The organism is Terriglobia bacterium, assembly GCA_020072785.1.
Taxonomy (GTDB): Bacteria; Acidobacteriota; Terriglobia; order Acidiferrales; family UBA7541; genus Acidiferrum.
This window is the reverse complement of the sequence record JAIQGG010000001.1, coordinates 365,081-390,134: the sequence shown is the minus strand read 5'-3', so window position 1 is coordinate 390,134 and position 25,054 is coordinate 365,081. Positions and strand designations below refer to the sequence as shown.

Annotated in this window: 24 protein-coding genes; 13 read left to right on the top strand and 11 right to left on the bottom strand. The window is 64.1% G+C overall.

Translation table 11 applies throughout. The features are described 5' to 3' along the window. Window positions 1–213 precede the first annotated feature (213 nt). Window positions 214–1,092, top strand: a complete 879-nt coding sequence (locus LAN61_01700; GenBank protein MBZ5539211.1) for a serine/threonine protein kinase — start codon at window positions 214–216, stop codon at window positions 1,090–1,092. Between the two features lie 146 nt (window positions 1,093–1,238). Then, window positions 1,239–2,834, top strand: coding sequence for a serine/threonine protein kinase (locus tag LAN61_01695; GenBank protein MBZ5539210.1), 1,596 nt, complete (start codon window positions 1,239–1,241; stop codon window positions 2,832–2,834). A gap of 109 nt (window positions 2,835–2,943) precedes the next feature. Here the strand turns inward: LAN61_01695 and LAN61_01690 are convergent, their stop codons facing one another. The 4 genes from LAN61_01690 to LAN61_01675 all read right to left on the bottom strand — a co-directional run bounded on the left by LAN61_01690 (window position 2,944) and on the right by LAN61_01675 (window position 6,824). Next, window positions 2,944–3,123, bottom strand: a complete 180-nt coding sequence (locus LAN61_01690; protein ID MBZ5539209.1) for a hypothetical protein — start codon at window positions 3,121–3,123, stop codon at window positions 2,944–2,946. A gap of 290 nt (window positions 3,124–3,413) precedes the next feature. After that, window positions 3,414–4,265, bottom strand: coding sequence for a GGDEF domain-containing protein (locus LAN61_01685; GenBank protein MBZ5539208.1), 852 nt, complete (start codon window positions 4,263–4,265; stop codon window positions 3,414–3,416). 93 nt (window positions 4,266–4,358) lie between these two features. Beyond that, window positions 4,359–5,597: an ABC transporter permease gene (locus tag LAN61_01680; protein MBZ5539207.1), complete on the bottom strand. Its 1,239-nt coding sequence runs from the start codon at window positions 5,595–5,597 to the stop codon at window positions 4,359–4,361. A gap of 9 nt (window positions 5,598–5,606) precedes the next feature. After that, window positions 5,607–6,824, bottom strand: coding sequence for an ABC transporter permease (locus LAN61_01675; protein ID MBZ5539206.1), 1,218 nt, complete (start codon window positions 6,822–6,824; stop codon window positions 5,607–5,609). Between the two features lie 325 nt (window positions 6,825–7,149). Here LAN61_01675 and LAN61_01670 point away from each other — a divergent pair, with 325 nt between their 5' ends. Together LAN61_01670 and LAN61_01665 are read left to right on the top strand one after the other, a co-directional pair. Further along, the gene (locus LAN61_01670) at window positions 7,150–7,776 is read left to right on the top strand and encodes a DinB family protein (protein MBZ5539205.1); all 627 of its coding nucleotides are present in this window, start codon (window positions 7,150–7,152) and stop codon (window positions 7,774–7,776) included. A 193-nt stretch (window positions 7,777–7,969) separates the two neighbouring features. Continuing rightward, window positions 7,970–8,896 (top strand): hypothetical protein, encoded by a 927-nt coding sequence (locus LAN61_01665; GenBank protein ID MBZ5539204.1) that lies wholly within the window; start codon window positions 7,970–7,972, stop codon window positions 8,894–8,896. On the opposite strand, the gene LAN61_01660 is transcribed toward LAN61_01665, so the two are convergent. Beyond that, the gene (locus tag LAN61_01660) at window positions 8,843–9,313 is read right to left on the bottom strand and encodes a hypothetical protein (GenBank protein ID MBZ5539203.1); all 471 of its coding nucleotides are present in this window, start codon (window positions 9,311–9,313) and stop codon (window positions 8,843–8,845) included. The two genes, LAN61_01665 and LAN61_01660, sit on opposite strands and share 54 nt — an antisense overlap. 94 nt (window positions 9,314–9,407) lie before the next feature. Here LAN61_01660 and LAN61_01655 point away from each other — a divergent pair, with 94 nt between their 5' ends. The 5 genes from LAN61_01655 (at window position 9,408) to LAN61_01635 (ending at window position 14,423) form a co-directional block, all read left to right on the top strand. Continuing rightward, entirely contained in the window at window positions 9,408–10,598 is a 1,191-nt protein-coding gene (locus LAN61_01655; GenBank protein MBZ5539202.1) for an MFS transporter, read from the top strand. Window positions 10,599–10,754: 156 nt separating this feature from the next. After that, window positions 10,755–11,174 (top strand): carboxypeptidase-like regulatory domain-containing protein, encoded by a 420-nt coding sequence (locus tag LAN61_01650; GenBank protein MBZ5539201.1) that lies wholly within the window; start codon window positions 10,755–10,757, stop codon window positions 11,172–11,174. A gap of 44 nt (window positions 11,175–11,218) precedes the next feature. Beyond that, on the top strand, window positions 11,219–12,337 hold the full coding sequence (locus LAN61_01645; protein MBZ5539200.1) for a hypothetical protein: 1,119 nt from the start codon (window positions 11,219–11,221) through the stop codon (window positions 12,335–12,337). 50 nt (window positions 12,338–12,387) lie between these two features. Next, the gene (locus LAN61_01640; protein MBZ5539199.1) at window positions 12,388–12,966 is read left to right on the top strand and encodes a hypothetical protein; all 579 of its coding nucleotides are present in this window, start codon (window positions 12,388–12,390) and stop codon (window positions 12,964–12,966) included. 530 nt (window positions 12,967–13,496) lie between these two features. After that, complete coding sequence (locus LAN61_01635; protein MBZ5539198.1) at window positions 13,497–14,423, top strand: hypothetical protein; 927 nt, start codon at window positions 13,497–13,499, stop codon at window positions 14,421–14,423. On the opposite strand, the gene LAN61_01630 is transcribed toward LAN61_01635, so the two are convergent. The 6 genes from LAN61_01630 to LAN61_01605 form a co-directional block, all read right to left on the bottom strand. Next, a complete protein-coding gene (locus LAN61_01630; protein ID MBZ5539197.1) occupies window positions 14,420–15,160 on the bottom strand; it encodes a class I SAM-dependent methyltransferase in 741 nt (246 codons plus the stop codon). The genes LAN61_01635 and LAN61_01630 overlap by 4 nt on opposite strands. An 82-nt stretch (window positions 15,161–15,242) precedes the next feature. Beyond that, the gene (locus LAN61_01625) at window positions 15,243–16,454 is read right to left on the bottom strand and encodes a glycosyltransferase family 4 protein (protein ID MBZ5539196.1); all 1,212 of its coding nucleotides are present in this window, start codon (window positions 16,452–16,454) and stop codon (window positions 15,243–15,245) included. A 1-nt stretch (window position 16,455) separates the two neighbouring features. Next, window positions 16,456–18,036: a hypothetical protein gene (locus tag LAN61_01620; protein ID MBZ5539195.1), complete on the bottom strand. Its 1,581-nt coding sequence runs from the start codon at window positions 18,034–18,036 to the stop codon at window positions 16,456–16,458. Next, window positions 18,033–18,689: a methyltransferase domain-containing protein gene (locus tag LAN61_01615; protein MBZ5539194.1), complete on the bottom strand. Its 657-nt coding sequence runs from the start codon at window positions 18,687–18,689 to the stop codon at window positions 18,033–18,035. Before LAN61_01615 ends, LAN61_01620 begins: the two co-directional genes overlap by 4 nt. Next, window positions 18,689–19,861 (bottom strand): glycosyltransferase family 4 protein, encoded by a 1,173-nt coding sequence (locus tag LAN61_01610; GenBank protein MBZ5539193.1) that lies wholly within the window; start codon window positions 19,859–19,861, stop codon window positions 18,689–18,691. Before LAN61_01610 ends, LAN61_01615 begins: the two co-directional genes overlap by 1 nt. Then, on the bottom strand, window positions 19,861–21,180 hold the full coding sequence (locus LAN61_01605) for a glycosyltransferase family 4 protein (GenBank protein MBZ5539192.1): 1,320 nt from the start codon (window positions 21,178–21,180) through the stop codon (window positions 19,861–19,863). The genes LAN61_01610 and LAN61_01605 overlap by 1 nt, the downstream gene beginning before the upstream one ends. A gap of 201 nt (window positions 21,181–21,381) precedes the next feature. Here LAN61_01605 and LAN61_01600 point away from each other — a divergent pair, with 201 nt between their 5' ends. From LAN61_01600 to LAN61_01585, 4 genes are all read left to right on the top strand, one after another. After that, window positions 21,382–22,137 carry a YebC/PmpR family DNA-binding transcriptional regulator gene (locus LAN61_01600; GenBank protein MBZ5539191.1) on the top strand — a complete coding sequence of 252 codons (756 nt, stop codon included), beginning with the start codon at window positions 21,382–21,384 and terminating at the stop codon, window positions 22,135–22,137. A 255-nt stretch (window positions 22,138–22,392) separates the two neighbouring features. Beyond that, on the top strand, window positions 22,393–22,950 hold the full coding sequence (ruvC, locus tag LAN61_01595; GenBank protein ID MBZ5539190.1) for a crossover junction endodeoxyribonuclease RuvC: 558 nt from the start codon (window positions 22,393–22,395) through the stop codon (window positions 22,948–22,950). Between the two features lie 2 nt (window positions 22,951–22,952). Continuing rightward, complete coding sequence (locus LAN61_01590) at window positions 22,953–23,618, top strand: hypothetical protein (GenBank protein ID MBZ5539189.1); 666 nt, start codon at window positions 22,953–22,955, stop codon at window positions 23,616–23,618. A 206-nt stretch (window positions 23,619–23,824) separates the two neighbouring features. Continuing rightward, entirely contained in the window at window positions 23,825–25,048 is a 1,224-nt protein-coding gene (locus LAN61_01585) for an ABC transporter permease (protein ID MBZ5539188.1), read from the top strand. Window positions 25,049–25,054: the final 6 nt, after the last annotated feature.

Here is a 25,054-nt window from a genome sequence, read left to right as displayed (position 1 = left end):
AGGGAGGAGGAAAAGTTGTCAAGAGGAAAACGCTAAATGTGGGTGTCTTTTTCGTACCACGTCTATCTGTAGTGGTCCTTTTTCTCCCGCGCCGCTCCGCGGCACGCTCCGCCGTAGTGCCCAAGTGCGCACTTCCCCGCACATTGCCGCCATCCCCCGCGCCGGAAACTTTATAATCGAGCCGACCGCTGTCTGCGGGAAGGAATTTGCTGCATGCGCGTCGGCCGCTACGAAATTCTCGACATCCTCGGCGCAGGCGCTTCCGGACGAGTCGCGCGCGCCCACGATCCCATGATCGACCGCCTGGTGGCCGTCAAGCTTCTGGCGCCCGAGTTCGCCCGCCCCAATACGCGCCAGCAGTTCCTGGACGAAGCGCGGGTCGCCGGCCAGCTCTCGCACCCCGGGATCGTCGCCCTGCACGACGTGGGCATCGACGAAGCCACTTCCACGCCCTATCTGGTCTTCGAATTCATTGACGGGCACCCGCTGGACCGCCTGCTCAGCAACGGCAGCATCCCCCCCGCCAAGGCGTGCGCCTGGATCGGGCAAGCCGCCACCGCACTGGGCGTGGCGCACCGCAAAGGCATCATCCACGGCGACCTCAAGCCCTCGAACATCCTTATCGCCCAAGGGGGCAGCGTCAAGGTCACTGACTTCGGCATGGCCCGGCTGGCCAGCCGCGAAGCGGTGGAAAACCCCCTGCTCGGCAAGCCCGCCTACTGGTGCCCGGAACAGATCGTGGCCCGGCCTCAGGATGCGCGGTCCGATTTTTTCTCCCTGGGCGTCATCCTCTACGAGATCGTGACCGGCCAGACGCCTTTCCAGGGCGATACCCTGCAGGCCATCTGTGGGCACATTCTGTCCACGCCCCCGCCGCTGCCCTCCGCGGTGAATTCGGCGGTCCCGGAGGCGCTCGACAAAGTAATCCTGCGCTGTCTGGCTAAGAATCCCAACGAGCGCTATCCCACTGGCGAAGCCCTGGCCGCGGAGCTCTTTCCCCTGGCGCGCCGCAAGCCGCCGGCCCAGCCCGCGACCGCCCCGGCCACACCGCCCGCTGCTGGGACCGAACCGCGCCGCTCCCGTTCCTATTAAACGCCACCCGCCAAAAGAGCCGCGCAGGGCAGATTCGTTCTATTTCGGCGCTGGTACCAAAGTTCCGTGTTTTTGGGACTTCCGGGGCATTCCCTTTCCCGGCTCTGCCGGCCATGCTGAAAGGGGCAGAGGTTGGTCTTCCACATATGGAAAATGGGCGTTACGAGGTCCTGGAAACCATCGGCAGCGGCGCCGCCGGCCGCGTCGTCAAGGCGCGCGACACGCGCATTGGCCGCATCGTGGCCCTGAAGATCCTGCTCAGCGAACTCACCGAGATCGGTTCCCCTGAAAAATTTCTTCACGAAGCGCGCATCATCGGCCAGCTCAACCATCCCTCCATTATCGGGCTCTTCGACGTGGGCATCGAAGAGCAGGGCAACCCCTATCTGGTGATGGAATACGTGGAGGGCAAGACGCTTGAGCCGGTCCTGGCCAGCGACCGGGTTTCCCTGCAGAAGGCCTGCATCTGGTGCGCCGATCTGGCCAAGGCGCTCTCCCGCGCGCACCAGGCCGGCATCATCCACGGCGACGTGAAGCCCGCGAACATCCTGGTCACCGAAGAAGGCCGCGTCAAACTGGGCGATTTTGGCATCGCCCGCTTCGTCACCCAGATGTCCTGCTCCGGCAAGGTCCTGGGCACGCCCGCCTATCTCTCGCCCGAGCAGATCGAAGGCAAGGCGCAGGATGGCCGCTCCGATCTCTTCTCCCTGGGCATCCTGCTCTACCAACTGGTCACCGGCCAGCGCCCCTTCGACGGCACCTCGCTCGGCGCGGTCTGCGCCCAAATCCTTAACGCCACGCCGCTGCCGCCTTCCCGCCTCAACCCGCAAATTCCGCCGGCATTTGACCGGGTAATTCAGCGCTGCCTGGCCAAAGACCCCGACAAGCGCTACGCCACGGGCGAAGAGCTGGCCCGCGACCTCTACCCCTTCGCGCGCAGCGTCCCGCAACCCGCTTCCCCCTGGCGGCGGCTGTGGACCGCGCAGCCCCTCCTGCGCGGCGCCGTCTGGGCCGCGGGCGCGCTGGCGCTTATCGCCGCCGGCTATTTTCCGGCCGCGCCGCAGGTGCGCGCGCACCTGCGCATTCCGCCCGCCCCGGCGGCCGTCGTGTACCTGCCCATGGCCCCGGCGGACCTTCTTGGCTATGCCAAGGAAGAGCCCCTGGCGGAAGTGCCGGCATCGGCGGAGCTCATGGTTCCCGCGGAGATCGCGGTCAAGAAGGCGCCCCGGCACAGCAACGCGGCGGCCCGCCCGCGGCCTGCTGCGTTGCAAACCGTGGCCGCCAGCGAGACGCAGCCCCAGCTACCCGCCCCGGCGCCGGGCCCGGCCTTTCCCGCAGCGATGATCACGGAGACGCACCGCGCGCCGCTGCAGATCGAGATACAAGCCCACGTCGCGGGCGTCACCCTGGCCGTCTTTGCCGACCGCGAACTGCTCTTCACCACGACGCTCTCGGCCGACGGCCCGGATGTCCCGCTGCGCGTGGAGCGCAAGGTGCCGCTCGGCCCGCACCAGTTCCGCGTGGCCATCTATCGCTCCGACCGGAGCCTGCAGACCGAAAAAGAAGGCCTGGCGGAAATCCGCGGGGATACGGAAAACAAGCTGGCCATCCAGATCCGCCGCCACTCGCGCTTCTTCCTCCTGCACGATAACGCTCTGGAAGTGACCTGGCCGGATGCCGCCGCCTATCCCGACGCCAGTTCCGCCGCCCGCGCCGCCGCTATCCCGGCGTCCTTGAACTGATTGTTGGGATAGTTGACCGCTTCGCGGTCACACCTCAAGGAGACAGGGCCGTTCAAGACGGCCCTATCTCCTATCCTTTCCACTGATTGTTGCCGCCGCGGAAGAGGTATCACTGCGCCCGTGCGGCCAGCCACCAGCGGCGCGCGGCCACTACCGCCCAGACCGCTTCAACAAGCCCGAACGGCCAGGCTCCCTGAAGAAATCCGTAGGCCGACCCCAGGGCACAGGCGGCAGCGAATCCCAGGATGAACCACGGGCTGCGCTTCTCGAGCGCGTAGCACACCAACATCGCCGTAACCGCAAACAAGCCAAACGCCGCGAGGGGACTCACACTGGCCCTCGGGCTCTTCTCGGCGCTCTTCTCATCGTCGTCACCGGACCCTTCCAGGCGTTCGCGATACCCGCGTCACTCTATCTCATTTCCAACCGGCATTGCATGGCCCTGGAAGGCCGTGACGAGGGTGGCGCACGCGGAGGACGGAAAGCTGCTGAGCAGGGAATAGCGTGCAGTCGGTTGACCGCTTCGCGGTCACACATACAAAGGGAACGGAAGGAGAAGGCAGCCGGCGGGGGAGCGCTCTAGTCCTGCGGGGTCAGGAGGGGGACCGCTTTCAGAGAGCGTTTGTTGGCATAGAGCGCTTCATCCGCGCGCTGCAGCAACTCCTCGCGCGATTCGCCCTCCATGTAGGTGGTCCAGCCGCCCGAGTACGTGAATTCGAGCTTCTGATCGCCGCGGTCCACACTCAAATCCTTCAGCCGGTCCAGGACGTGCTGCACTTCCTCCAGCCGGCATTCCGGCAGAATCGCCAGAAACTCATCGCCCCCATGGCGCACCGCCAGGTCCGAATGGCGGATGGCGCGGCTGAGCCGCCAGGCAAAGTATTTGAGCATTTCATCGCCGGCGGCGTGGCCGAACTGGTCGTTGGTCTGCTTCAAGTCGTTCAGGTCGAAAAGAATCACGCTGAGCGGGCGGGCGTGCCGTTGCGACCGGGAAATTTCCTCCGCCAGCCGCTGTTCGCCAAATCCGCGGTTGTAGAGGCCCGTCAGGGAATCGCGAGCGGCCAATTTGTAGACTTCTTCGGTGCGCGATTCCACGCGGGCCAGCTGATCAATCTGCCCGGTGATCTGCCGGTGCAGCCGGTGGATCTGCACCTGCTGGTAGATCGTGTAGACATTGAAAATCAGGACCATGCCGATGAGGCTCCGGAGCGTCTGGTTGAGGTAGAAGGAATAGAAGTCGTCGCCGGAGGTCAGCAGCCCGGGAAACGCAAAGGAAGCAAAACCAACGGCCAGCAGCAGGGTAATCAGTATAGCCGAGGACCACAGCGACCGCTGGCGGCGTTCGATGTACCGAATCCCCTGCCGAATCTGTTCGGCGCTTGCAGCGGGTCCTTCGGTGTGGAGCGGTTTTGTCTTCTGTTTGTCCATCATGCAGGCCAGCCACACGCACTGCCATGATGGCTCCTGCGCGCATTCGGACAAAGGATAACTTCGAATAGGTTTCGCAAACAGTAACCCGCGCGGCTACTCGTAGCGCAGGGCTTCGACGGGATCGAGCTTGGCGGCCTTCCTGGCCGGCCACACGCCGAAGATCAGGCCGACCGAGACGCTGACGATCAGCCCGGCGGCCACCGCCCACAGGGGCACGCTGGCGGGCCAGCTCGTCGCCACGCGGATCAGCAGCACCAGGCTGTAGACGAAGAGCAGGGCCAGGACTCCGCCGGCCCCGGTGAGGGTCATCGCCTCCAGCAGAAACTGCCAGGTGATGTCGCCGCGGCGCGCGCCGATGGCCTTGCGCACCCCGATCTCCCGCGTGCGCTCGGTCACGCTCACCAGCATAATGTTCATCACCCCCACGCCGCCGATCAGCAGCCCGATCGAGCTCAGCACCACCATGGCGATCGCCACCATGGCCACGATGTTGTGGAACTCCTGCACCTGCTGCTGCGCCGTCTGAATGGAGAAACTGTCCTTCTGGTCGTAGGCCACGTTGCGCCGCCGCCGCAGCACTTCGCGCGTCTGGTCCACGGCCTGGTCCAGCAGGTTCTTCTCCGCCTGGATGCGGATGAAATTTTCGTACGCCCCGGGATAGATTTTGCGGAAAGTGTTGTAGGGAATGAGCACGCGGCGGTCTTCGTCGCCCAGGGCGAAGCCGCCCTTGGGCTTTTCCACCACGCCGATCACCTGGAAGGCCGAGCCGTCGATGAACACGTCCTTCCCGATGGGCGCGCCCTCCGGAAACAGCACCGGGGCCACATTCTCCCCGAGCATCACCACTTTCTCGCGGTGCAGATCGTCGCCTTCGCTGACGAAGCGCCCTTCCAGGGTGGCCGCGTTGGCATACACCTGCCCGAAATTGGCCTGCACCCCGCGGTAGTCGACGCCCGTGACCTCCCCGGCCTTGGTGCGGATGGTGTGCGGCTGTTCCCACCAGGAGATCCACACGGTCACGTTTTTCACCGCCGGCGCGCCTTCCAGGATCGCCCGGCCATCCTCCAACGTCAGCGGTTTGCGCTCGCGCTCTTCCTTGGGCCGCCGGTCGTTGTTCGGCCCCATGTCGAAGCGCGCAATGAACGCGGTGTTCGCGCCGTACTGCTTGATGTTCTCCTGAATCTGCTCGTCCAGCCCCTGGATCAGCGCCGCCACCAGCATGATCACGCTCACGCCCAGCACCACGCCGAAAACCGTGAGCGCACTGCGCATTTTGTGCTCGCGCAGGGTGTCCAGCGCCTGCTTCAGATTTTCGCTGTAGGCTTGGGCCATGGTTGCTCTCTAATTCTCGGCGCGCAGCGCTTCGATGGGGTCCAGCCTGGCCGCGCGCATCGCCGGATAGATGCCGAAGAAAAGTCCCACGCCGGTGGAAACCGCCAGCGAAAGCAGCACCGCGCTCAGCGGCGTGCGCACCGGGATGGGCGTCACCGCGCGCGCAATGGCCACCAGCGCGTAGGCCAGGGCGATCCCGATCAGCCCGCCGGTGGCCGCAAGCACCGCCGACTCGGTGACGAACTGCGCCAGGATGTGCTTTCGCCGCGCCCCCAGCGAGCGCCGGATCCCGATCTCCCGGGTGCGCTCGGTCACGCTGGCCAGCATGATGTTCATGATCACGATCCCGCCCACCACCAGAAACACCGACGTCAGCGACACCGCCACCGCAAACAGGTTGCCTGTCAGCTCCTTCCACAATCCCATGATGGAGTCCGAGCCCACGATGCCGAAATTGTCCGGGGCGTCCCACGGCACGTGCCGCCGCGCGCGCAGCAGCATGCGCGCTTCGTCCTCCGACGCCGCGATCATCTCCGTGTTCCGCGCCTGGATGAACAGCAGCAGGGACTCGCTCTGGCGGTGCCATTCCTTGTAGTAGGTGCCCAGCGGGATCAGCATGAAATTGTCCTGCGACTGCCCGAACGCGCTCCCGATGGCCTCCGCCACTCCGACCACCTGGTAGCTGTGCGTGCCCGCGCGGATGGTCTTCCCGATGGGGTCCACATTCGGAAAAAATTTCTTGACTACGTCCGCGCCGATAAAACAGACCGGCGCGCGGTGCAGCTCATCCGCTGCGGTCAGAAAGCGCCCCGCGGCCAGATTCAGGCTGCGGATTTCCGCGTAGTTCGGCGATACTCCCACTACCTCGGTGCTTTCCAGCAGCTCGTTGCCCGAGCGCACGTCGCTGATGCTCCGTTCCGTCGCGGCGATCTGGCCGGCCGTGCGCATCGCCTCCTTCAGCCGCTCATACTCGTCCATGGTGATCAGCGGGCGCTTCTGCGCCTTCGTCCAGGCTTCCAAGCTGGTGATGATCCCAAAGCGGTCCACCACATAGACGTTCGCGCCCAGGTTGGCCACGCGGTCGGCCACATAGAAGTTCAGCCCCGCGACCACGCTCATCACCGTTACCAGCGTGGTCACCGCCAGGATCACTCCCAGCAGCGTCAGCAGGCTGCGGAGTTTGTGCGCGCGCAGCGTATCCAGCGCCTGCAGCAGTGTCTCCAGCATGGTTATCGCGGCGCGGCGCAGTCTGCCCGCGGTCCGCACAGAACTCCTCCCGCGCGCCGCCACCCGCGGTGCCCCGCTCAATCCTTCCATGGGAGCAATACCCAGACGGACCTCCACCCTTTATCTCTGTGACCGCGAAGCGGCCAACCTTTATGGTAAGACGAAACCCCGGTCGTTCCTGTTCCTTTTATCTTAGACGTTTGCAACGTCCCTTTTCTTTCAACCTTTCTGGGTGTAACCTTGCCCCTGCCTTGGCAGTCCAAGACTCTTCGACCACTGCCGGGCCTCCGTCAGGCCCCGGCAAAAATCAGGCAAGGAGATCCAAATGCGACGTATGTTCATGTATTGTCTAGCAGTTGCGCTACTCACCCCAGGCCTGGTGACACCCGCCCGGGCCCAGGAGAAGCCCGCTGCCCCGGCCGCAGCCGCTCCTGTCACTGGGGCCCGCGGCGAATTTCTCGGGCAGGTGGCCTATTTCGAAGGGCGCTTCACCCGCCTGGCCGAGGCCATGCCGGCCGAAAAGTACGCCTGGCGTCCCGGCGAGGGCGTGCGTTCCGTAGGCGAAGTTTTCGCCCATGTCGCGGCAGGCAACTACATGTTCCTGCGCATGCTCGGCGTCCAGCCTCCGGCCGGCGTGGACCCCAAGGCCATCATGGCCGGGGGCCACGACAAGGCCAAGACGGTCGAGGCGCTCAAGGACTCCTTCGCCTTCATGCAAAAATCCGTCACCGCATTGAGCGACGCCGACCTCGACAAGCCCGCCAGTTTCTTCGGACAGAAGACCACCCAGCGCGGCGTTCTCTTCCACATCGCCGCGCATCTTGGCGAGCATCTCGGCCAGTCCATCGCCTACGCGCGCATGAACGGCGTGGTGCCGCCGTGGACCGCCGATCAGCAGAAGAAAGAGAAAGAAAAAGAGCAGCACCAGCACGACGAGCAGCCCAAGCCGTAAGTTTTTCTTTCCGGCCGGATGCTCCGCCAGACGGGAGAGGGTCTGCTCCGCGCCCTCTCCCGTTCCCGGCCATGCAACAGCCACGCCGGTCGCGGAATCCAATCCCCAGCACGCTGGCAGAACTTTTTTCCGTGAACTTATGCGCGCATGCACTTCATTTGTAGGGGTGGCCGCAAAGCGGTCAGCAGTACGGGTGACCGCGAAGCGGTCAACCCTGGCTGCAGCGCTCGTCCTGACCCTCGCGGGCTTTGCCCCCGCGCAGGAACCCGCGCCCGCCGCCGCTCCCAGCGCAGCCGAGCAGAACGCGCTCCTCGACCGCGCCGTCGCCAACCTGAAACAGGATGACGCCGCGCTGGATCTCTACGAGCGCATCGAGCGCCTGGAGATCCGCCGCCACCCCGGCGACGCCCAGCCCTCCGAAGTGCGCGTCTTCCGCATCGTTCCTTCCGGCACCGGCAACTACCGCATCGCCCTCGGCTCCGACGGCCAGCCCGCCGATCCCGCCGCCTACCGCGCCAGCCTCGAAAACCTCCTCAAGGTCCTGGAGTGGGCCACGCGCTCCGGCCGCCCGCAGCGCGACGCCTTCGAAAAATTCGCCCGCAGGAAGAAAGACCGCAACGCCGTGATCGAAGCCACGCGCTCCGCTTTTCTCTTCACCTTCGTCGCCCGCGAACCCGGCGCCGGCCGCCTCCTCGCCAAATTCCACCTCGAACCCAACCCCGCCTACAAACCGGTCTCCCGCGCCACCGCCATGTTCGCCAAGGTGCGCGGCACTCTCTGGATTGACGAGGCTTCCGCCCAGCTAGTGCGCGTCGAAGGCGAAGTCATCTCCGACATCTCCATCGGCCTCTTCCTCGCCAAGGTCTACAAGGGCAGCCACTTCCTGCAGGAGCGCTTCGAAGTCGCTCCCGGCGTCTGGCTGGCCTCCTTCACCGAGTACGATTTCGACGGCCGCAAATTTTTCTCCAGCGTAGCCATCCACGAGCGCACCTTCGCCACCCGCTACCGCCGCATCGGCCCCCCCAGCGAAGCCCTCCCCCTCTTCCGCGCCGAACTCGCCCCCGCCTCACCCGCCACTCCCCGGCCACCAGTCGGGGCCGCGCCCAAGCCCACCCCCTGACATTTTCTTCCTCACTTCTTCCTTCTTCCTCTTTCCTTCTTTCTTCTTTCTTTTTCCTTCTTTCTTCTTTCTTCTTTCTTCTTTCTTCCGAATTTCGTTTTTCGCTTTTCGAATTTCGTCTTTTGTTTTTCGAATTTCATTTTTCGAATTTCGAAATCCTAATTTCGCTCTTCGCCTTCCCCTGGCCTCCCGCGCAACCGCCTCCCAAATTCCACCTCCTCCGAAGAACAGCTCCGCCAGCTCGCCGCCAAAAGGACCCAGCTCCAAGCCCAGCTCGACACCCTCGAAGAAGCCGCCCGCAAAGCCGGCCTCTCCCCCGGCGATCTGCGGTAGAGGTTGCGGCACCGTCCTGTCTCTCCTTCCTTCGGCTTCTCTTTTCCTGTACAGTTTTTCTTCTGCCGCCGTTTGCGGCGGCAAGAGATTCCTGGATTCAGGGTGTACCCGGAAACATGAAGCCCCATCTCTCCATGGTTTCCATAGCGCCGCGCCACCGCGCCGCGCGGAGAAACTCGTGATGCAGCGCCGCCTGGTTGCGCTGCTGGCCTCGGGCCATCTGTGGATCGACTTCTGCCAGGGTTCCATCCCGGCGCTGCTGCCCTTCTTCGTCAGCGAGCTGCACATCTCCTACGCCGCGGCGGGCGGCTTGATCTTTGCCGCCAATATCAGCTCGTCCGTGCTGCAGCCGGCGTTCGGGCATCTCGCCGACCGGCGCTCCGCGCCGTGGCTCATGCCCTTCGGGCTGCTCCTGGCGGGCGTGTGCGTTGCCGGATCGGGCTTTTTGACGCACTACCCCGCGCTGTTCCTCGCGCTGGTCCTCGCGGGCATAGGCAGCGCCATCTTCCATCCGGAGGCCGCGCGGCTGACGAGCTTCGCCGCCGGAGCCAGCCGCAACGCGGCCATGAGCCTTTTCACCGTGGGCGGCAACGTGGGATTCGCCGTCGGGCCGCTGGCCGTCACCGCGCTGGCCGTGGCGTTCGGCCTGCACGGTTCGGGATGGCTTCTCCTGGCGCCCCTGTTCGGGGGGATTGCGCTGCTAACCGGCATGGCGGACTTCGCCGCGCTGTCGAAATCCCACGCGGTGCGCATCGCGGCGCACCCCATCACCGGCAAGGACCAGTGGCCGCCGTTCCTGCGCCTGACCGGAGCGGTGATGTTCCGCTCGGTCATTTTTTTTGGCTTGAACACCTTTGTCCCGCTCTATTGGATCCGCGTTCTCGGCTCCACCAAGGCCGCCGGCGGCCTGGCGCTTGCCCTGTTCATGGGCGCCGGCGCCGTGGGCACCCTGGCGGGCGGCTGGGCCGCGGACATCATCGGCCACCGCCGCCTGCTGCTCTGGACCTACGGGCTGCTCGGCCCGCTCCTGGGCCTGCTGCTGCTGGCGCAGCACACCCCGCTGGCCAGCCTGCTGCTGATTCCCGTGGGCCTGGTGCTGTTCGCGCCGTTCAGCGTGATGGTCGTCCTCAGCCACGAATATCTGCCCACGCGCCTGGGCACCGCTTCCGGGGTCACCTTTGGCCTGGCCATCACCGTCGGCGGACTCTTCGCCCCGCTTCTCGGCCGCCTGGCCGACCACTACGGGCTTCCCGCGATGTTTCTGCTCCTGGCCGTTCTCCCCGTCTTTGCCTGGCTCCTGTCGCTCTCTCTGCCCGAACACTCCCAGCCACAGGAAGAAAAGTTGCAGCCTGCCGCCGCCACCCGATGACATGCGCACTGCGCTTCAGCGGATTCAAACTGCTGACGTTCGGCACCTGTACGAAGAGTCAGGTTGGCAGCGCGGCACATGCGCGAGCGGGATTGCGCGCACGGCAGCGCTCCCCGCTTAAGATGGGTGCAGGCCAAGCGAACGGAGCCAACCACTATGCCGCGTACTCTCAGCCGAATCGCCATGCATGCCATCATCCTGCTGTGCGCCAGCGGATCGTTTGCGGCGTTCAGCGGGTTCGTCTTCGAAGCGCCGGTGTATGCCGCGCCGCAGCACAAGGGCCACTCGACCCTGCGCGGGGTGGTGATCGGGCCGGACGATAAGCCGGTGCCGCACGCCAGCATTACCTACCAGTCGTCGTTCGGGGCGATGCCCCATGCGGTACACGCCGATGCCCGGGGGCGCTTTTCGATCGCGCACCTGGAGGCGGAGAACTATGACCTGCGGGCGTCGTCCAAGGGCATCTTTTCGGAGTGGGTAAAAAACGTAACGCTGCAGGCCGGCGAAACGAAGAGCATCACGCTGCAGCTCGTCTATTCCCGCGCCCCGCTGAAGAACAAGAAATACAAGAATTGACCTGGACCTTCTAAAACCCCAAGAGAAAGCACGAGGACAAGAACATGAACATTGGCCTGCGCAACGCGGCTCTGCCCATTTCCCTGATCGTCGCTGGTGCTTGCACAGTCTTATACGCGGGAGCGAGCGCGTCGCAGAACGCAGGCAAAGCGGCGCAGGCGGCGGACGCGCCGTTAATCACGTTCGTGAAAAAGGTGATCGCCGCCGCGCCGGGCGAGTTCGCCGGGCTCAAGGGCGAAGAAGATACAACCCTCGGCAAAGATAATCACAACATGTTTAAAGGCACGCTGGCGCCGGACGCCGATTCCAAATGCACGCTGCACACGCGGCGCGGCGATAAAATGGAAAACCCTCCGCTCTACTCCTGCCAACTGGGTCCGTCGCGAACGCTCCAGGACGCCAAGCCGGTGTACGAAAAAGCAGCCGCGGAATTGCGCGCCGGATTTCCGAACTGGAAATTCGAGGAGAAGAGAAAAGGAGACGAATCGAAGCGGGAAGAAAGCTGGACATTGAGCGCCGAACAGGCCGGCTTCACCGTGAAACTCAACCTGTATGACTGGGGAAATCTGGCTGACATGCTCAACGGAAAACCCTCCGGCGAGCCGGGCGTGATGGTGCACCTGGAAGTGACCGACACGCTCCCGGAAAAGGAAAAGCCCAAAACGGCGGCGGCGCAGGAGATGACGGCCAACTTGCCGCTCTGCAAGTTCATCGAGAAGGTGCGGGCGGCACAAGCGAAGGATTACGCAGCGCTCCGCTCGGCCAAGCCGGCGGAAGCCCCGGGGGCCGTGGCGGGCACGCTGCGGCCGGATGCGCAATCCACGTGCAGGGTCTACCCTCCCAAGTCGGCCGGCAACAAACAGGCGTTTTATCTCTGCGAATTGCGCCGGGCGAAGACGATGGAGGAGATCAAGCCGGAGTATGAGCGGCTGAAGACCGAGCTGCGAGCGTGCTACTCCAACCTGAGGTTCGATGAAAATATAAATGACAGCGAGGGAGAACACGCCGACATCTGGTTCTTTTCGGGAAAGGATGCGCTCTACCAGCTCACGGTGGAGGCGCGCGACGACGGTTACATGCTGAAGACCGACCCGGAAAAGGTGGACGCCAAAACCAAGCAGGCGCCCGTGTCGCTGGCCCTGCAGATCCAGTTCCTGCAGTAGCGTTCGCCAAATACAGAATCAAGGAGACGATGATGCGGAAGTGGCCACTCATGATCATGATTCTGGCGGCGGGCGCAGCAGTTCTGGCGCAGCAGAAGGCGGAGCCGGATAAACCGAAGAATGTGGCTGCGGCGAAAGAAAGAACGGCCAAGCCGGCGCTCTGCGAGTTCATCGAGAAGGTACTGGCTGCCCAGACGGATGATTTCGCAGCGATCCGCACGGAGAAGGCGGATGAACTTTTCGGAAACTATGAGGGCAAGCTCACGCCGGATGCCCAAGCCACCTGCAACGTCTGGCCGCATGGAGAGGTTAAGGGCAGGATGACGCGGGCGTTGTACGCCTGTCACATGGGGCGCGCGAAGACGATGGCCGAGATCAAGCCAGAGTATGAGCGGATCAAAGCGGAACTGCAGGCGTGCGATGCCGGCCTGCAGTTTAAGGAAGGGTCCAAAGGCGCCGAAAAGACTCACGACGAAACATGGTATGTCATCGGAGTGAATGGCAGAGTCCATGTAACGCTACAGGCCCTGGATAACCGCTTCATGATTGATACCGCACCCGATATGGTCAACGAAGAGACGAAACAGACTCCCGCATCGCTGACAATGAGCATCGATGCGTTGCAGTAGGAGCGCGGGCTGGCCTTTTCTGTTTCATCGCGCTGCCCTGTGAATCTTGACTGGCAAGGCGCTAAAGTCTGGGGCATGGCTAAAGTCCAGGAACAACGGGCTAGATCCGCACCCCTCGTGGTATTCCATAACAAGCTGAAAACGCAGCACATACTTTAGATTTAGGGGATCTCTGCGGACGGTCCAGGAGAACGTACTAATACCTGCGTACCGTGGAAACTGGCTCGGTTGGTCCATTGAGCCCTAGAGGGGCTGCCCTTAAGCTTTCACGAACGGGTTGGGGGCCGCGCGGGGACAACGGCTCCGCGAGGGGCCGTGTGCAGCTACCCAACCCGGTTATTTCCCGTCCCCAGGCCGGAAACGGCTCCACGCAATGAGCGCCGGAAGGACAGCGCCTTCCGTGGGCCTGCGCAGCGGAAAGAACACCCTGAAAACCAATGGTCCTGGGCGTGCATCCATAGAAGGGGCATGCCAAGGGCAAGGGACTGCTTGCGTATGATCCTGCGGGGTTTAGGGAGCAAGCTTTGGGAGTGATTGACACGCCTGGACACCATCTGCTGCCCGTACGCGGCAGGGGAAGCCTGTGGGGCTACGCCTGGCTGGCGCTACTGCTTTGCGGAGCGGCCGGGGGAGCCGCGGTGGCGCAGGCGCAGCGGCCGCGTACCGAGACAGCCGCGGCGTTCAAGCGCTACGTGCAGTTGACGGAGGCGCGGAACGAGGAGGAGCAGCACAGGGGCGCGCCGTGGCTATGGGTGGACGGCCTGGCGGAGGCGGAACGCGCGGCAGCTTACGCGGAGTTGCGGCGGGGCGGGGTGGAGATGCAGCGGCTGGAGACGTGGGATGCGGGGCGGAAAATTGCCTGCCCCGGAGGGATGATCCATCACTGGGTGGGGCTGGTGTTCATTCCGGGAGCGACGCTGGACGGAGTGCTCGAGGTGCTGCAGGATTATGATCACCACGCGAATTACTACTCGCCGGACGTGGAACGGTCGCGGCTGGAGACGCGGGACGGCGATCATTTCCGGGTATTTCTGCGCTTCCGGCGGCACCAGGTAATCACCGTGGTGCTGAACACGGAGCACGATGTGCAGTATTACCGGGATTCGGCAGTACGGGCGCACAGCCGGAGCTCGGCGATCCGCATTGCGCAGGTGGAGAACGCGGGGCAGAGCAATGAGAGGGAGAGACCCGCGGGCGACGATGACGGCTTCCTGTGGAGGATGGAGACGTGGTGGCGAATGGAGGAGCGCGACGGCGGCGTGTACGTGCAGAGCGAGGCGGCTTCGCTCACCCGGGACATCCCGGTTGCGCTGGGCTGGCTGATCGGCCCGTTTATCACCAGCATCCCGCGTGAATCGCTGACCTTCACGCTGGAGGCCACGCGCAAAGCGGTGGAAGAGAAGGAGCACAAGACTGCGGGCGGAGATGCCGCGCGGGCTGCGGCAAAGGTGAACTAGGGAATTTCCTTCAGGGCGCAAACGATCACGCCGGGAGAAGTGAGCAGAGGATGTAGCCAGCTGCCGGCCTTGCTGCCTGGCGCAGGGACAAGGATCAACTGGTCGGCCCATTCCGCAATGCAGTCGAAGGAATCATAAACGCTGTAGGAATAGGCGAGGCCATCTCCGGGAGTCACCTGATAGCCCCGCCCACGAGTCTTGAGAAAGTTCACAAAGGGCCAGAGCTTGGCTTTGTAAAGAGCCAGCTTCAGCAGGCGGGTGGCGTAACTCCCCTGGCCGAAGCGGTTGCTGTCGGCGATGAGCACCATTTTCTTGGCTACGCGCAACATCTCGCGAATGACGGCATCGGGCCTCTGAATGTGATGCAGAATGCCGAAGGAGCAGACCACGTCGCAACTGGCATCCGCAAAAGGCAGGGCCTCGCCGACTCCTTGCAGGATCATTCCCGGGGGAATGCCGTTTTTCGCGACCGCCTGCGCGATAAGAGCGGCCACCGGCTCAACGCCGAGAACGGAAAGATGGGGCATAGCGTCCAGCAGGTGGCGAATTCCACGACCCGTGCCGGCGCCGACATCCAGAAGAGTGCGGGCATCAACCATGCGCACCAGGGAGTGCAGGAGCTTGCTGCTGGCAATGGCATCGTCCCCCTCATGGGCATGCATGTCATCGTAGCGAGCCGCCGTTTCCTTGTAGTACTGCCGCTGGATGGCCACCGCGCGATCAAGCTTCTCGGTCATTCCGTTCCTTTGCCTATCTATTACTCTAGCCTGCAAAAAATCCGTCCGGTGCAGCACTACTCTACACACTAGAGAAGCAGCGTCAAGAGAGCGTGCGCGAAGCCGCGAGGCGCGTTTCCAGGAGTGCGTGGATGCGGCGGGCATGCTCTTCCCAGGAAAGTCCGTGGGCGGTGGCGGCTGCTTGCGTTCCCAAACGTTCGCGGAGCGCGGGATTCTGGAGGAGTTTACGAAGCAAAGCGGCGAGTTCGGCGGGGTCCTGGGCATTCTGGAGCAGCAGGGCATCCACGCCGTCGTGAAGGGCGTCGCTCAATCCGGCAGACGTGCTGAGGATGATGGGAAGGCCGCAGGCCATGGCTTCCAGGGCAGGAAGGTTGAAGGAGTCCTCGAGGGAAGGGCCGGCGTAGGCGTCGGCGGCGGCATAGAGATCCACGACGTCGGCGACGGGAGAGGAGAAGGAGACGCGTTGCTGGAGGTTACAACTGGCGAGGGCAGCGGCAAAGCGTGCGGGGTCTTCTTCGCCGACAATGAGAAGGCGCAGGGGGAGATCGCTGCAGAGGGCGGCGGCCTGGAGCAGCGTGGGGAGGCCTTTGTTTTTCCAGTCGTTGCCAATGAGCAGGAAGACGGTTTCGTCCTCGCGGAAGTTCCAGCGTTGGCGGGCGGAAAGGCGGCGCGAGTGGCGCGCCGCGGGGTGGAAGACGGCGGTATCGACGCCATTCCAGACAACGGGAACTTCGCGGCGGGTAAAGAACTCTTCGAGCTGCCGGGCGGTGCGACGGGAGACAGCGGCAAGCGTGACCGCAGGATTGGCGTAGATACGCCGCTCCAGAAAGCGGATGAACCGGTAGTAAAGGCCGCGGTGGAGGATGGCGGGCCAGGCGGACAAGGGGAGCGCGCGGAGCAGGGGCTGGGAATGCTGCAGGGCGGCGAGGCGGTGAAAAACGGCGTGGACGAGGACGACCTGGGCGTCGGGACAGTTGATGCCGGGGGAAAAAACGAGATCGAAGCGGAGGCCGCGGACAAGGGCGTCCCACTTGCGCAGCAAGGTGTTGAGGACGAACCAGGCGGCGAATCGCAGGAGGTGCGGTCCGGGGAGGGAGGGGACGCGGCGCCAGACGACGCGAGGGGCATCGCCGGAAAGGGGGCCGAGAAGCGCGGGGGAGCAATCCGTGACGCGCTGGGCATAGAGATAGACGGTGCAGCGATAATCGCGGACCAGGCGCTCGAGAAGTTCGGCGAGAGCGCGCTCGGTGCCGTGGCGGCGGTCGAGGAACGGAGTGGCGACGGCGAGGCGCAAGTCAGCGGACCTGTGAAAAGTTTGCAGGCGGCACCGCGGTTTGCATCTGCGCGGAGCGGGCCATCTGCGGCAGGCGGAAGAGGATGCCGACGAGGAGCCAGAGATAGGCATTCAAGACAAAATCCTGGTAGGCCGCAAAGCTGGTAAAGGTGATGGGAAACAAGAGCAGGAACGAATACCAGAAGATCATAAAGGCCAGGGGAAACCAAGGGGAGCCGCGGAGTTTGCGCACCACGCCCCAGGCAGAGAAGACGAGCGCGGCGGTCCAGACAAGCCAGAGGATCAGGCCGACAACACCCAGCTCGACAACGAGACCGCCATAACCGCTCTCGACGCCGATACCCATGGCCGGGATATGCAGGATGCGACTGATGTATTGCAGGCCGAGGGAGGCGGTGCCGATGCCGTAGCCATAGGGCCAGCGCGGATAATCAAAGGCCATCAGAAAATTGCGCAGCGGGTAATCCCATGCGCGGTGCGTCAACTCGCTGGCCGAGCTAGATGGCGAAAGAGTCTCGGAATAGATCGCAAGGCGGGAGAGCAAAGCCTCCGGATAACTGAGCAGGATGCCGACCAGCGCAAGGCCCGCGAAGAGCACGGTTCTCTGGAGGGCGCGGAGGGTACGGATCACCTCCCCCTGACGCCACGGTGCGCCCCATACGAAGGCCACGGCTCCCAGAAAGAGGCTGCCCAGGGTCCAGAGAAAAGCGCCGCGCGAGGTGGTCATGATGGCAGCGGCGGTGGCCATGGTAAGGGCGGCAAAGGCCAGTGTGCGTCCCTTACGATGACGCAGCAAAAGATAGGCCGCGTATCCGAATCCGACCATCGCGGAGAGGATCATGTAGTTGGCAAAGCGACCAGAGCTGACAAAGACCGAATTGGGGCGGTAAGCGAGAGCTCCTGAGAGCGGAGCTATACGGTAGAGAGTGCTCACTCCGCGGATGTCTTCGCCAAGGATCGCCGGGTTCAAGAAGGTGGGCCCGAGAATGGATTGGGCAATGCCCAGGCCGCCAATGGCCAGGACCAGCAGGGCACTGAAGGAAAAAAAGCGGCGGAGATCGGCTTCCGATTCGAAGAGCGCATAGCCGATAAAGAGCAGGGGCACATAATAGAAGTACAGCTTCAGACCCAGCAGACCGAAGACCACGCTTCCCGATGCGAAATTGAACACCTGAAGGACGCCGAACCAGATAAAAATAGAGAGCGGACGAAAGAAGGGAAAACGGAAAACCTGGACTTCCTTGCGGCGCACGGCCGCCAGAAACGACAGATAGACCAGGGCGACCAGGATATCCTTGCCGAAGTAGACGGCCATGTTGTTGCCGAGATATTTGCGGACCAAATCTTCAATCAGCAGCCAACCCAGGAAGAGGTAGAGACCGTTTCTCCAGCTTCTGACTGTGGCCAGGACCACGAGCAAGCCGGCAAAGCCCAGCAACACGAATAGCAGCTGATTGGACTTGCCGTCGAGAATCGAGGTGACCGAAAAGTAGCCCAGCAACAGCCCGCAGAGAACAATAAAGGAGACCAGAAGTTGGCCGGAGCGCAGCCCCCCGCGAACGGCGTGACCAGCAAAACTCATGGACGGCGCCCGAGGACCAGAATCTGATTGTCGCCGAGGAGAGTTTCGCCGGGAAAAAGTGCGGCGGCGATGCGCAGGAGCCAGGCGAGGGGCTTGCGGGTGAGCTGGAAGCCGTTGGGGGGGAAAACGAGATGTTCGCGGAGCTGCAGACCGGCCAGCGGCAGGAACTGGCGCTGGAGGAGATCCCAGAAAACCGGGGAGATGTGGGTCGGCTCTCCGTGCTCATCCATGGTACGGATTTTCCCGCGTAATAGGAATTTAAGGCGCGCCGGGAGGGAATCCACATTGGGAGTGGTCAGAACGGCGACACCGTCAGGAGTCAACAAGCGGGCGATATTGCGGAGAAAGCCGATGGGGCTTTCCACGTGCTCGATGACTTCTATGGCGGTGACTAGTGCGAAAGAGCCCGGACCAAGCTGCGCAGCGAAATCCGGCTGGTTGAAATCGAGGGAGAGATACGGGAGTTCCGCAGCGAAACCGCTGGCGTCGCGATCGACGGCGAGGACATCCAAATCGAGGGAGTGGAGGCGCGCGGCCATGGCCCCGGGGCCGGCGCCGAGATCCGCGGCGCGGGCCCCGGAACGGGCGTAGCGCCGGATGACGTTTTCGAAGACGAACTCATGCAAGCCGGAATTTGTCGTTGTATGCAGCATCACCGAGTCCCGGCGGGGGATAGAGTGCGATAAACCCGCGCGTGCGTTTCTATCATACGGTTGCTATCCAAGAAAGCGAGCACCCTTTCTCGGGCGCGTGCGCCGATATTCGCGGCAGCGGAGGCGTCGTGGAGCAAAAGGGCGAGCCGGCGGGCGAGGTCCGCGGCATCGGCGGTGCGGAAGGTGACACCGGCACCGCCGAGAACTTCCACGAAAGCGCCGAGATCGGAAGCGACTACCGGCAGACCGCGCAACATGTTCTCTGCGAGCACCAGGCCGAAAACTTCTCCGCCGAGGGAGGGAACCACGACGACCGTGGCCTGCGCCAGGACAGCGTCCAGCTCCGCGGACGGCAGCGAGCCGAAAAAGCGGACGCGCGGGGCGAGCTGCCATTCGCCGGCGAGGGATTCGAGCGATCGGCGCTCCGGGCCGTCGCCGATGACGTACAGAACGAAGGAAACGGATTGCTCTTGCAGGAGGCGCGCGGCTTCGAAGAGGACACGGATGCCTTTGGTGGTGACCAAGCGTCCCTGGAAGGCGATGACGGGCGGGCCGGGCGAGGGCTGGCGCTCCGGGAAAATCCGGGAGGTATTCAGGCCATGGGGAATGGCCTGCGCGCTCGGCAACTGCAGGAGATCCACGAGCCACTGCACCGGGGTGATATTGGCGGCGGCGCGCTTGCTGAGAAAGCGGCGGAGGAAGGTGAGCAGCCAGAGCTTGAAGCTGGCCAGCGGGCCCTGGGCGGAATTGCAGCGGAGGCATTGGGCGTGGCGTCCGGCCATGAAGTGTCCGGGGCAAGGAGCCTGCGTGGGTTCGTAGAGAAGCTGGCCGTTGGGGCAGATGGCTTGAAAGCCGTGATGTTCGAGGATCACGGGCTTGCGCGCGAGGAGGCCGAGAAAAAGCGGAGGGAGGGCGGGGCCAGCGAGGTGCACGACGTCGGCGGCACGGAGCAGACGCCAGAGTTGTAGAAAGCCGGGGCGGCGCACGACGCGAAAAGGGAGCGCGCAGTCGTCGTAAGTCCCCGCCGGGGTCTGGGTCACGAGTGTCACGTCAAATTCCAACTCGCCCGAAGATGTGCGGCGCTCCGCAAGGCCGCGAGCGAGGGAGAGCACGATGGTCTCCACGCCGCCGATGCTGGGGGCAAAAAAATGGGAATAGATCAGCAACTTCATTAGGAGGGTTTCTGCGGAGCGTCAGGAGTCTCCTGCGTGGCGGCAGAATGGGAAAGCTGCTGGCGCGGAAAGCGGCGGGAGCGAGCGACGGCACGCTGGACAGCTTCGACGGTAGCGGCGATGTTCTGTGCGGGCGACCAGGCGCGCATGCGGGCGAGCGCTGCCTGGCTGAAACGCTGGAGACTGGGGCGATCGGCCAAGGCAGTTTTCAGCAGATGCGCGAGAGCATCCGAGTTGCCGCAGGGATAGACGAATTCGGGGCAGACCGGGAAGACCAGATCGCGGGCGGCGCCGACGCAGTCGCTGGCGATGACCGGGCAGCCGCAGCACATAGCTTCATTGACGACCACAGCGAACGCATCGTACTCGGACGGGAGAACCATGATATCGGCGGCGGTGTAGATGGCGGGGAGCTGCGACTGGTTGACGAAGCCGAGGAAGCGGACGCGGTCGCGAAGGCCGAGGGCGGCGGTTTCGGCCTCGAGCTGCGCGCGCAGCGGCCCTTCTCCGGCGAAGACGAGGAAGGCATCGGCGAGCGCGGCCCGGGCAAAAGCGCGCAAAAGATCGGAAGGGCGTTTCCAGGGCTGGAGCTTGGCGCAGAAGAGGACGACGGGATTGGCTGGCGTGGCGCCCCAGACGGCGCGGACGGCCTGGCGGTCGACCTTCGCGGATTGCTGCATCCACCAGTCGTTGTCCACGGAGTAGGGCGTAAGCGTAACGCGATCCTCCGGGATGCCGAGAGAATGCATGAGATCGCGCGCGCCAGAAGAGGGGACAATCACTTGATCGGCGAGGCGGAACAGGCGCGGCCAAACAATTTTTTTGAGGGCGCGCTTCCAGGGACGGCCGTTGCGGGGCTCGATGGTCGTGGCGTCGGTGCCGAACAAAACCGCGACGCCGTGGAGTTTCGCCGCCAGGAGGGCGATCCAAAAGCTGGCACAGGCATAGCCGGTCCAGAGAATCACGGCATCGAACGAGCCGCGGCGCAGCAGACGCCACAAGCCGGGGTTGAAAAGACCGAAAAAGCGGCCGAGGCCCGGGCGCCAGGAGCGGTTGGGAACCAGCACCCAGGGGTAGCCTTCGAGCAGGGGCACATCCCATTGCACAGCGACGCCAAACTCGGGGTCCACGCCGGCTTGCGCTCCCTGCAAGCTGCAATAGGCCATCTGCAGGTCCAGTTGGGGGTGGCGGGCCATTTCGCGGACGACCGGCGCGGCGTACTGGACGGCATGGGAGGCAATGGTTAGAACACGGTAGCGGCGAGGCGCGGGAGCGGTGTGCGAGGGCGTGCCGGATGGCGGCGAGAGGGTCGCGGTCATGGCTGAAGAAGGGAGTATACCCGGTTTCTCTGCATTCTTCGCTGTGCTAGACTAGGTTGGTTTGCGCTGGGGTTTGCGAGCCGATTCGTAGACAAGCGCCGTGACCCCGTTCGGCGGGGTCGCACGGGCCGAGCGCCCCGACCAATTCGAGCGTTCGGGCGCAAGGCCGCCTGAAACGTCTCCCAACAAAGAGGATATGTTATGTCCGGGCATTCAAAATGGGCCACCATTAAACATAAGAAGGCGGCCACCGACGCGAAGCGCGGGCGTGTGTTCACGCGGTACATCCGCGAAATCACAATTGCGGCGCGGAGCGGCGGCGGCGATCCGAATACCAACCCGCGCTTGCGCACGGCCATCGCTTCGGCCAAGAACGAAAACATGCCGAGCGACAACATCGAGCGCGCGATCCTGCGCGGCACGGGGCAGCTGGAAGGCGAGCAGTACGAGGAAGTGACGTTCGAAGGCTACGGGCCGGGCGGCGTGGGCATGCTGATCCAGGTCGTGACGACGAACCGCAACCGCATTGTCGGGGAGATGCGCCACCTGATCAGCAAGAACGGCGGGAACATGGCGGAAGCCGGGGCCGTGGGCTGGATGTTCCACCGCAAGGGAGAGATCGTGGTGCCCAAGGAAGCGGCCAGCGAGGACAAGGTGCTGGGGATCGTGCTGGACGCGGGCGCCGACGACCTGAAGGACGACGGCTCGACCTGGTACATCACCACCCCGCCGGAAGCGCTGGATGCCGTGAAGGACGCCCTGACCAAGGAAGGCATCACGCCAGACTCAGCGGAGATCGGGATGGTGCCGCAGAACTTCGTCAAGCTCACCGGGCCCCAAGCCCAGCAGATGCTCCGGCTGGTGGAAGCCTTGGAAGAGCACGACGATGTGCAGCACGTCTACGCCAACTTCGACATCGACGAATCGGAGATCCAGGCCGCCGTCAGCGCCGGATGATCATCCCGCACTTCTAACCAGAGCGGTCAAAGAAGCTCCGCCGACCTCCCGCGCAAAGCGGAAGGCCGGCCAAACAACTGCCAGAAAGACGCCGGGCTCGGGACTCTGCCGGGACCAATCTCAAGCGGCGCAACAAATCCCCAGGTTGTCCTGACGAAGGAAACCACGGTGTAACCAGCGCGAAGAAAAGGTGGTTTCGCGTTTCCCCGAAGACGTAAACTATCCTCCGTGAAAGCTTCCGCGAACGAGAGCGTGATCCGCGTGCTGGGGCTGGACCCTGCGGCGGCGGGACCCACGGGCTACGGCATCGTGGAAGGCGACGGGCGGCGCTGCCGGATGCTGCATTACGGGGCGCTGCGCGTGGCCAAGAAGCGGCAGCACGAATCGGGGGGAGCGGCGCTTGCGGAAGTGCATGCGCTGCTGGGGCGGCTGATTGCGGAGTACCGGCCGCAGGTGCTGGCGGTGGAATCGGTGTTTACGGCCCTGAACATGAAGACGGCGCTGCGGCTGGCGGAAGTGCGCGGGGTGGTGCTGCTGGCGGCGGAGCAGCACGGGCTGGCGGTACACAGTTATTCGCCGCGGGAAATCAAGGCTTCCGTGGCGGGACACGGCAACGCGTCCAAGGAGCAAATGCAGGTGATGGTACGCGCGCTGCTGGCGCTCGCCGAGACGCCGCAGCCTGCGGATGCGGCGGACGCGCTGGCGGTGGCGCTCTGCCATTTGCAGGCCGAGCAGAAGCGGCGGCGATTCGGCATGCCCGCAACGCCGGCGACGGAAAAACTTCTCGCGCGCGCCGCGCGCACCTTCTCCTGACAATGAGACCCCGGATCCGACGCTCCGTATTTCTCTGCTGCCTCGCGGCGCTGCTCTGCGCGCCCCTCCTGGTACACGGCGCGGCAGCGCCACCCGGAGCGAAGCTGATTTACCGGCGGGTGTTCCAATCCAGCTCGCCGGAGTTCATCGAGATTACGGTGCGCCAGGAGAGCGACGCCGCGAGCTTCGAGATCCGGCAACTGGACGAGGAGCCGGGCGCAACGCCGTTCGAAGTGGGCGCGGCGCTGCGGGCGAGGCTCTTCGCGCGGGCCGCGGAATTGAAGCATTTTCAGGGCCTGGACCTGGATGTGCACCGCAAGATCGCCAACCTGGGCGAGAAGACGCTGCGCTGGGAGCGCGGGACGGAAGCGCACGAGGCGAAGTTCAACTACACGCTGAACGCGGCGGCCAACGAGATGATGCAGATCTTCGAGGGGCTGGCGCGGCAGCAGGAGCACCTGACAACCCTGACGCGGCGGATTAAATACGACCGGCTGGGGGTCAACGACGCGCTGCTGCAGTTTGAATCGGATTTGAACCGCAATCTTCTGCCCGAGCCGGAGCGCGCGCTGGGGTTGCTGGAGCAGATTGCGGGAGACGCGCGGTTCGTCGAGGTGGCGCGGCAGCGGGCGCGGGCGCTAGCCGAACGGATTCGGCACGCGAAGTAGTTCTTTTCCTCTTTCAATTCCCAGAAGACAACTAGCCGGCTGAAGTCCGCCGCGGCAGTCAGAAAAAAACAGGCGGCCCGTGGCCCGGCCACCCCGCAGAATTGCGCGGCCGCGCGGGCCGACAGCCGAGGCAGGGCGGCGAAATTCCGGGGGCTCGCGGAGCGTATGCTAGGATGAGGCGGAAAACCATGGCGCGACGATCGACAATGAATTTTTCGGAGGCGGTGGGGATTGCCACATCCAGTTTGTGGACGCACAAACTGCGCAGCGTGCTGACGCTGCTGGGAGTGGTGATCGGGGTGACGTCGGTGATCGCGGTGGTGAGCCTGATCAATGGAGCCAACCGCTACGTGACGGAGAAGGTGTTCCGGCTGGGCGCGGACGTCTTCGGGCTGGCCAAGCAGCCCTCCATCGTCACTAACGTGGACGACTATCTGGAATTTCAGAAGCGCAAGGCGATCCGGTACGAGGACTACGAGGCGGTGCGCGAGCTATGCCGGAGCTGCACGGAAGTGGGAGCATCGCTGGGCGGGCGAGTGGAGACGAAGTCCGGGCTGAACTCGGTGAAGGACACGAATTTGCGGGCATGGACGCCGCAGATGGCGCAGCTTTACGACGTGGAGCTGGCGGCGGGGCGGCACATCAACGAGTCCGATATGCGCAGCGCGGCGCCGGTGTGCGTAATTGGCTGGGACGTGGTGGAAAATCTACTGCCGGGGGTGGATCCGCTGGGGAGGGAGATCCGCTGGAACAATCTGCCCTGCCAGGTCATCGGGGTGGGGACGAAGCTGGGGTCGACGCTGGGGAGTTCGCAGGACAACTGGATCATCCTGCCGCTGAACACGTACCGGAAGGAGTTCGGATCGCCGCGGGATTCGCTGCGGGTGACGGCGCGGACGGTATCGGCGGCGCGCATTCAGGCGACGGTGGATGAAGTGCGGCAGATCATGCGCGGGCGGCGGCACCTGGCGTACGGGGCGAAGGACGATTTCAGCCTGGAGACGAGCGATTCGTTTCTGGAGCTGTGGAAGAGCATCAGCTCGACGTTTTTCTTCGTGACCATCGCCATCGCCTCGATTTCCCTGGTGGTGGGCGGGATCGTGATCATGAACATCATGCTGGTGAGCGTGACGGAACGGACCCGGGAGATCGGGCTGCGGAAATCGGTGGGGGCGCGGCGGGGAGACATTCTGCTGCAGTTTCTGATCGAGTCGTCGACAATCGCGCTGGTTGGCGGGGCGCTGGGAGTGGCGCTGGGAGTGCTGGTGGCGAAGCTGCTGTCGTGGGTCTCGCCGCTGCCGAGCGCGGTGCAGTTATGGTCGGTGGCGGGCGGACTGCTGGTGGCGCTGAGCGTGGGGCTGTTCTTCGGGACGTATCCGGCATCCAAGGCGGCGCGGCTGGACCCGGTGGTGGCGCTGCGTTCGGAGTAGGGCGGA

Excerpts from the sequence above, each read along its gene's own strand:
- LAN61_01700 (MBZ5539211.1), top strand. The coding sequence starts at position 214 with ATGCGCGTCGGCCGCTACGAAATTCTCGACATCCTCGGCGCAGGCGCT.
- LAN61_01695 (MBZ5539210.1), top strand. The coding sequence starts at position 1,239 with ATGGAAAATGGGCGTTACGAGGTCCTGGAAACCATCGGCAGCGGCGCC.
- LAN61_01690 (MBZ5539209.1), bottom strand. The coding sequence starts at position 3,123 with ATGTTGGTGTGCTACGCGCTCGAGAAGCGCAGCCCGTGGTTCATCCTG.
- LAN61_01685 (MBZ5539208.1), bottom strand. The coding sequence starts at position 4,265 with ATGATGGACAAACAGAAGACAAAACCGCTCCACACCGAAGGACCCGCT.
- LAN61_01680 (MBZ5539207.1), bottom strand. The coding sequence starts at position 5,597 with ATGGCCCAAGCCTACAGCGAAAATCTGAAGCAGGCGCTGGACACCCTG.
- LAN61_01675 (MBZ5539206.1), bottom strand. The coding sequence starts at position 6,824 with ATGCTGGAGACACTGCTGCAGGCGCTGGATACGCTGCGCGCGCACAAA.
- LAN61_01670 (MBZ5539205.1), top strand. The coding sequence starts at position 7,150 with ATGCGACGTATGTTCATGTATTGTCTAGCAGTTGCGCTACTCACCCCA.
- LAN61_01650 (MBZ5539201.1), top strand. The coding sequence starts at position 10,755 with ATGCCGCGTACTCTCAGCCGAATCGCCATGCATGCCATCATCCTGCTG.
- LAN61_01645 (MBZ5539200.1), top strand. The coding sequence starts at position 11,219 with ATGAACATTGGCCTGCGCAACGCGGCTCTGCCCATTTCCCTGATCGTC.
- LAN61_01640 (MBZ5539199.1), top strand. The coding sequence starts at position 12,388 with ATGATCATGATTCTGGCGGCGGGCGCAGCAGTTCTGGCGCAGCAGAAG.
- LAN61_01630 (MBZ5539197.1), bottom strand. The coding sequence starts at position 15,160 with ATGACCGAGAAGCTTGATCGCGCGGTGGCCATCCAGCGGCAGTACTAC.
- LAN61_01620 (MBZ5539195.1), bottom strand. The coding sequence starts at position 18,036 with ATGAGTTTTGCTGGTCACGCCGTTCGCGGGGGGCTGCGCTCCGGCCAA.
- LAN61_01615 (MBZ5539194.1), bottom strand. The coding sequence starts at position 18,689 with ATGCTGCATACAACGACAAATTCCGGCTTGCATGAGTTCGTCTTCGAA.
- LAN61_01610 (MBZ5539193.1), bottom strand. The coding sequence starts at position 19,861 with ATGAAGTTGCTGATCTATTCCCATTTTTTTGCCCCCAGCATCGGCGGC.
- LAN61_01605 (MBZ5539192.1), bottom strand. The coding sequence starts at position 21,180 with ATGACCGCGACCCTCTCGCCGCCATCCGGCACGCCCTCGCACACCGCT.
- LAN61_01600 (MBZ5539191.1), top strand. The coding sequence starts at position 21,382 with ATGTCCGGGCATTCAAAATGGGCCACCATTAAACATAAGAAGGCGGCC.
- LAN61_01590 (MBZ5539189.1), top strand. The coding sequence starts at position 22,953 with ATGAGACCCCGGATCCGACGCTCCGTATTTCTCTGCTGCCTCGCGGCG.
- LAN61_01585 (MBZ5539188.1), top strand. The coding sequence starts at position 23,825 with ATGAATTTTTCGGAGGCGGTGGGGATTGCCACATCCAGTTTGTGGACG.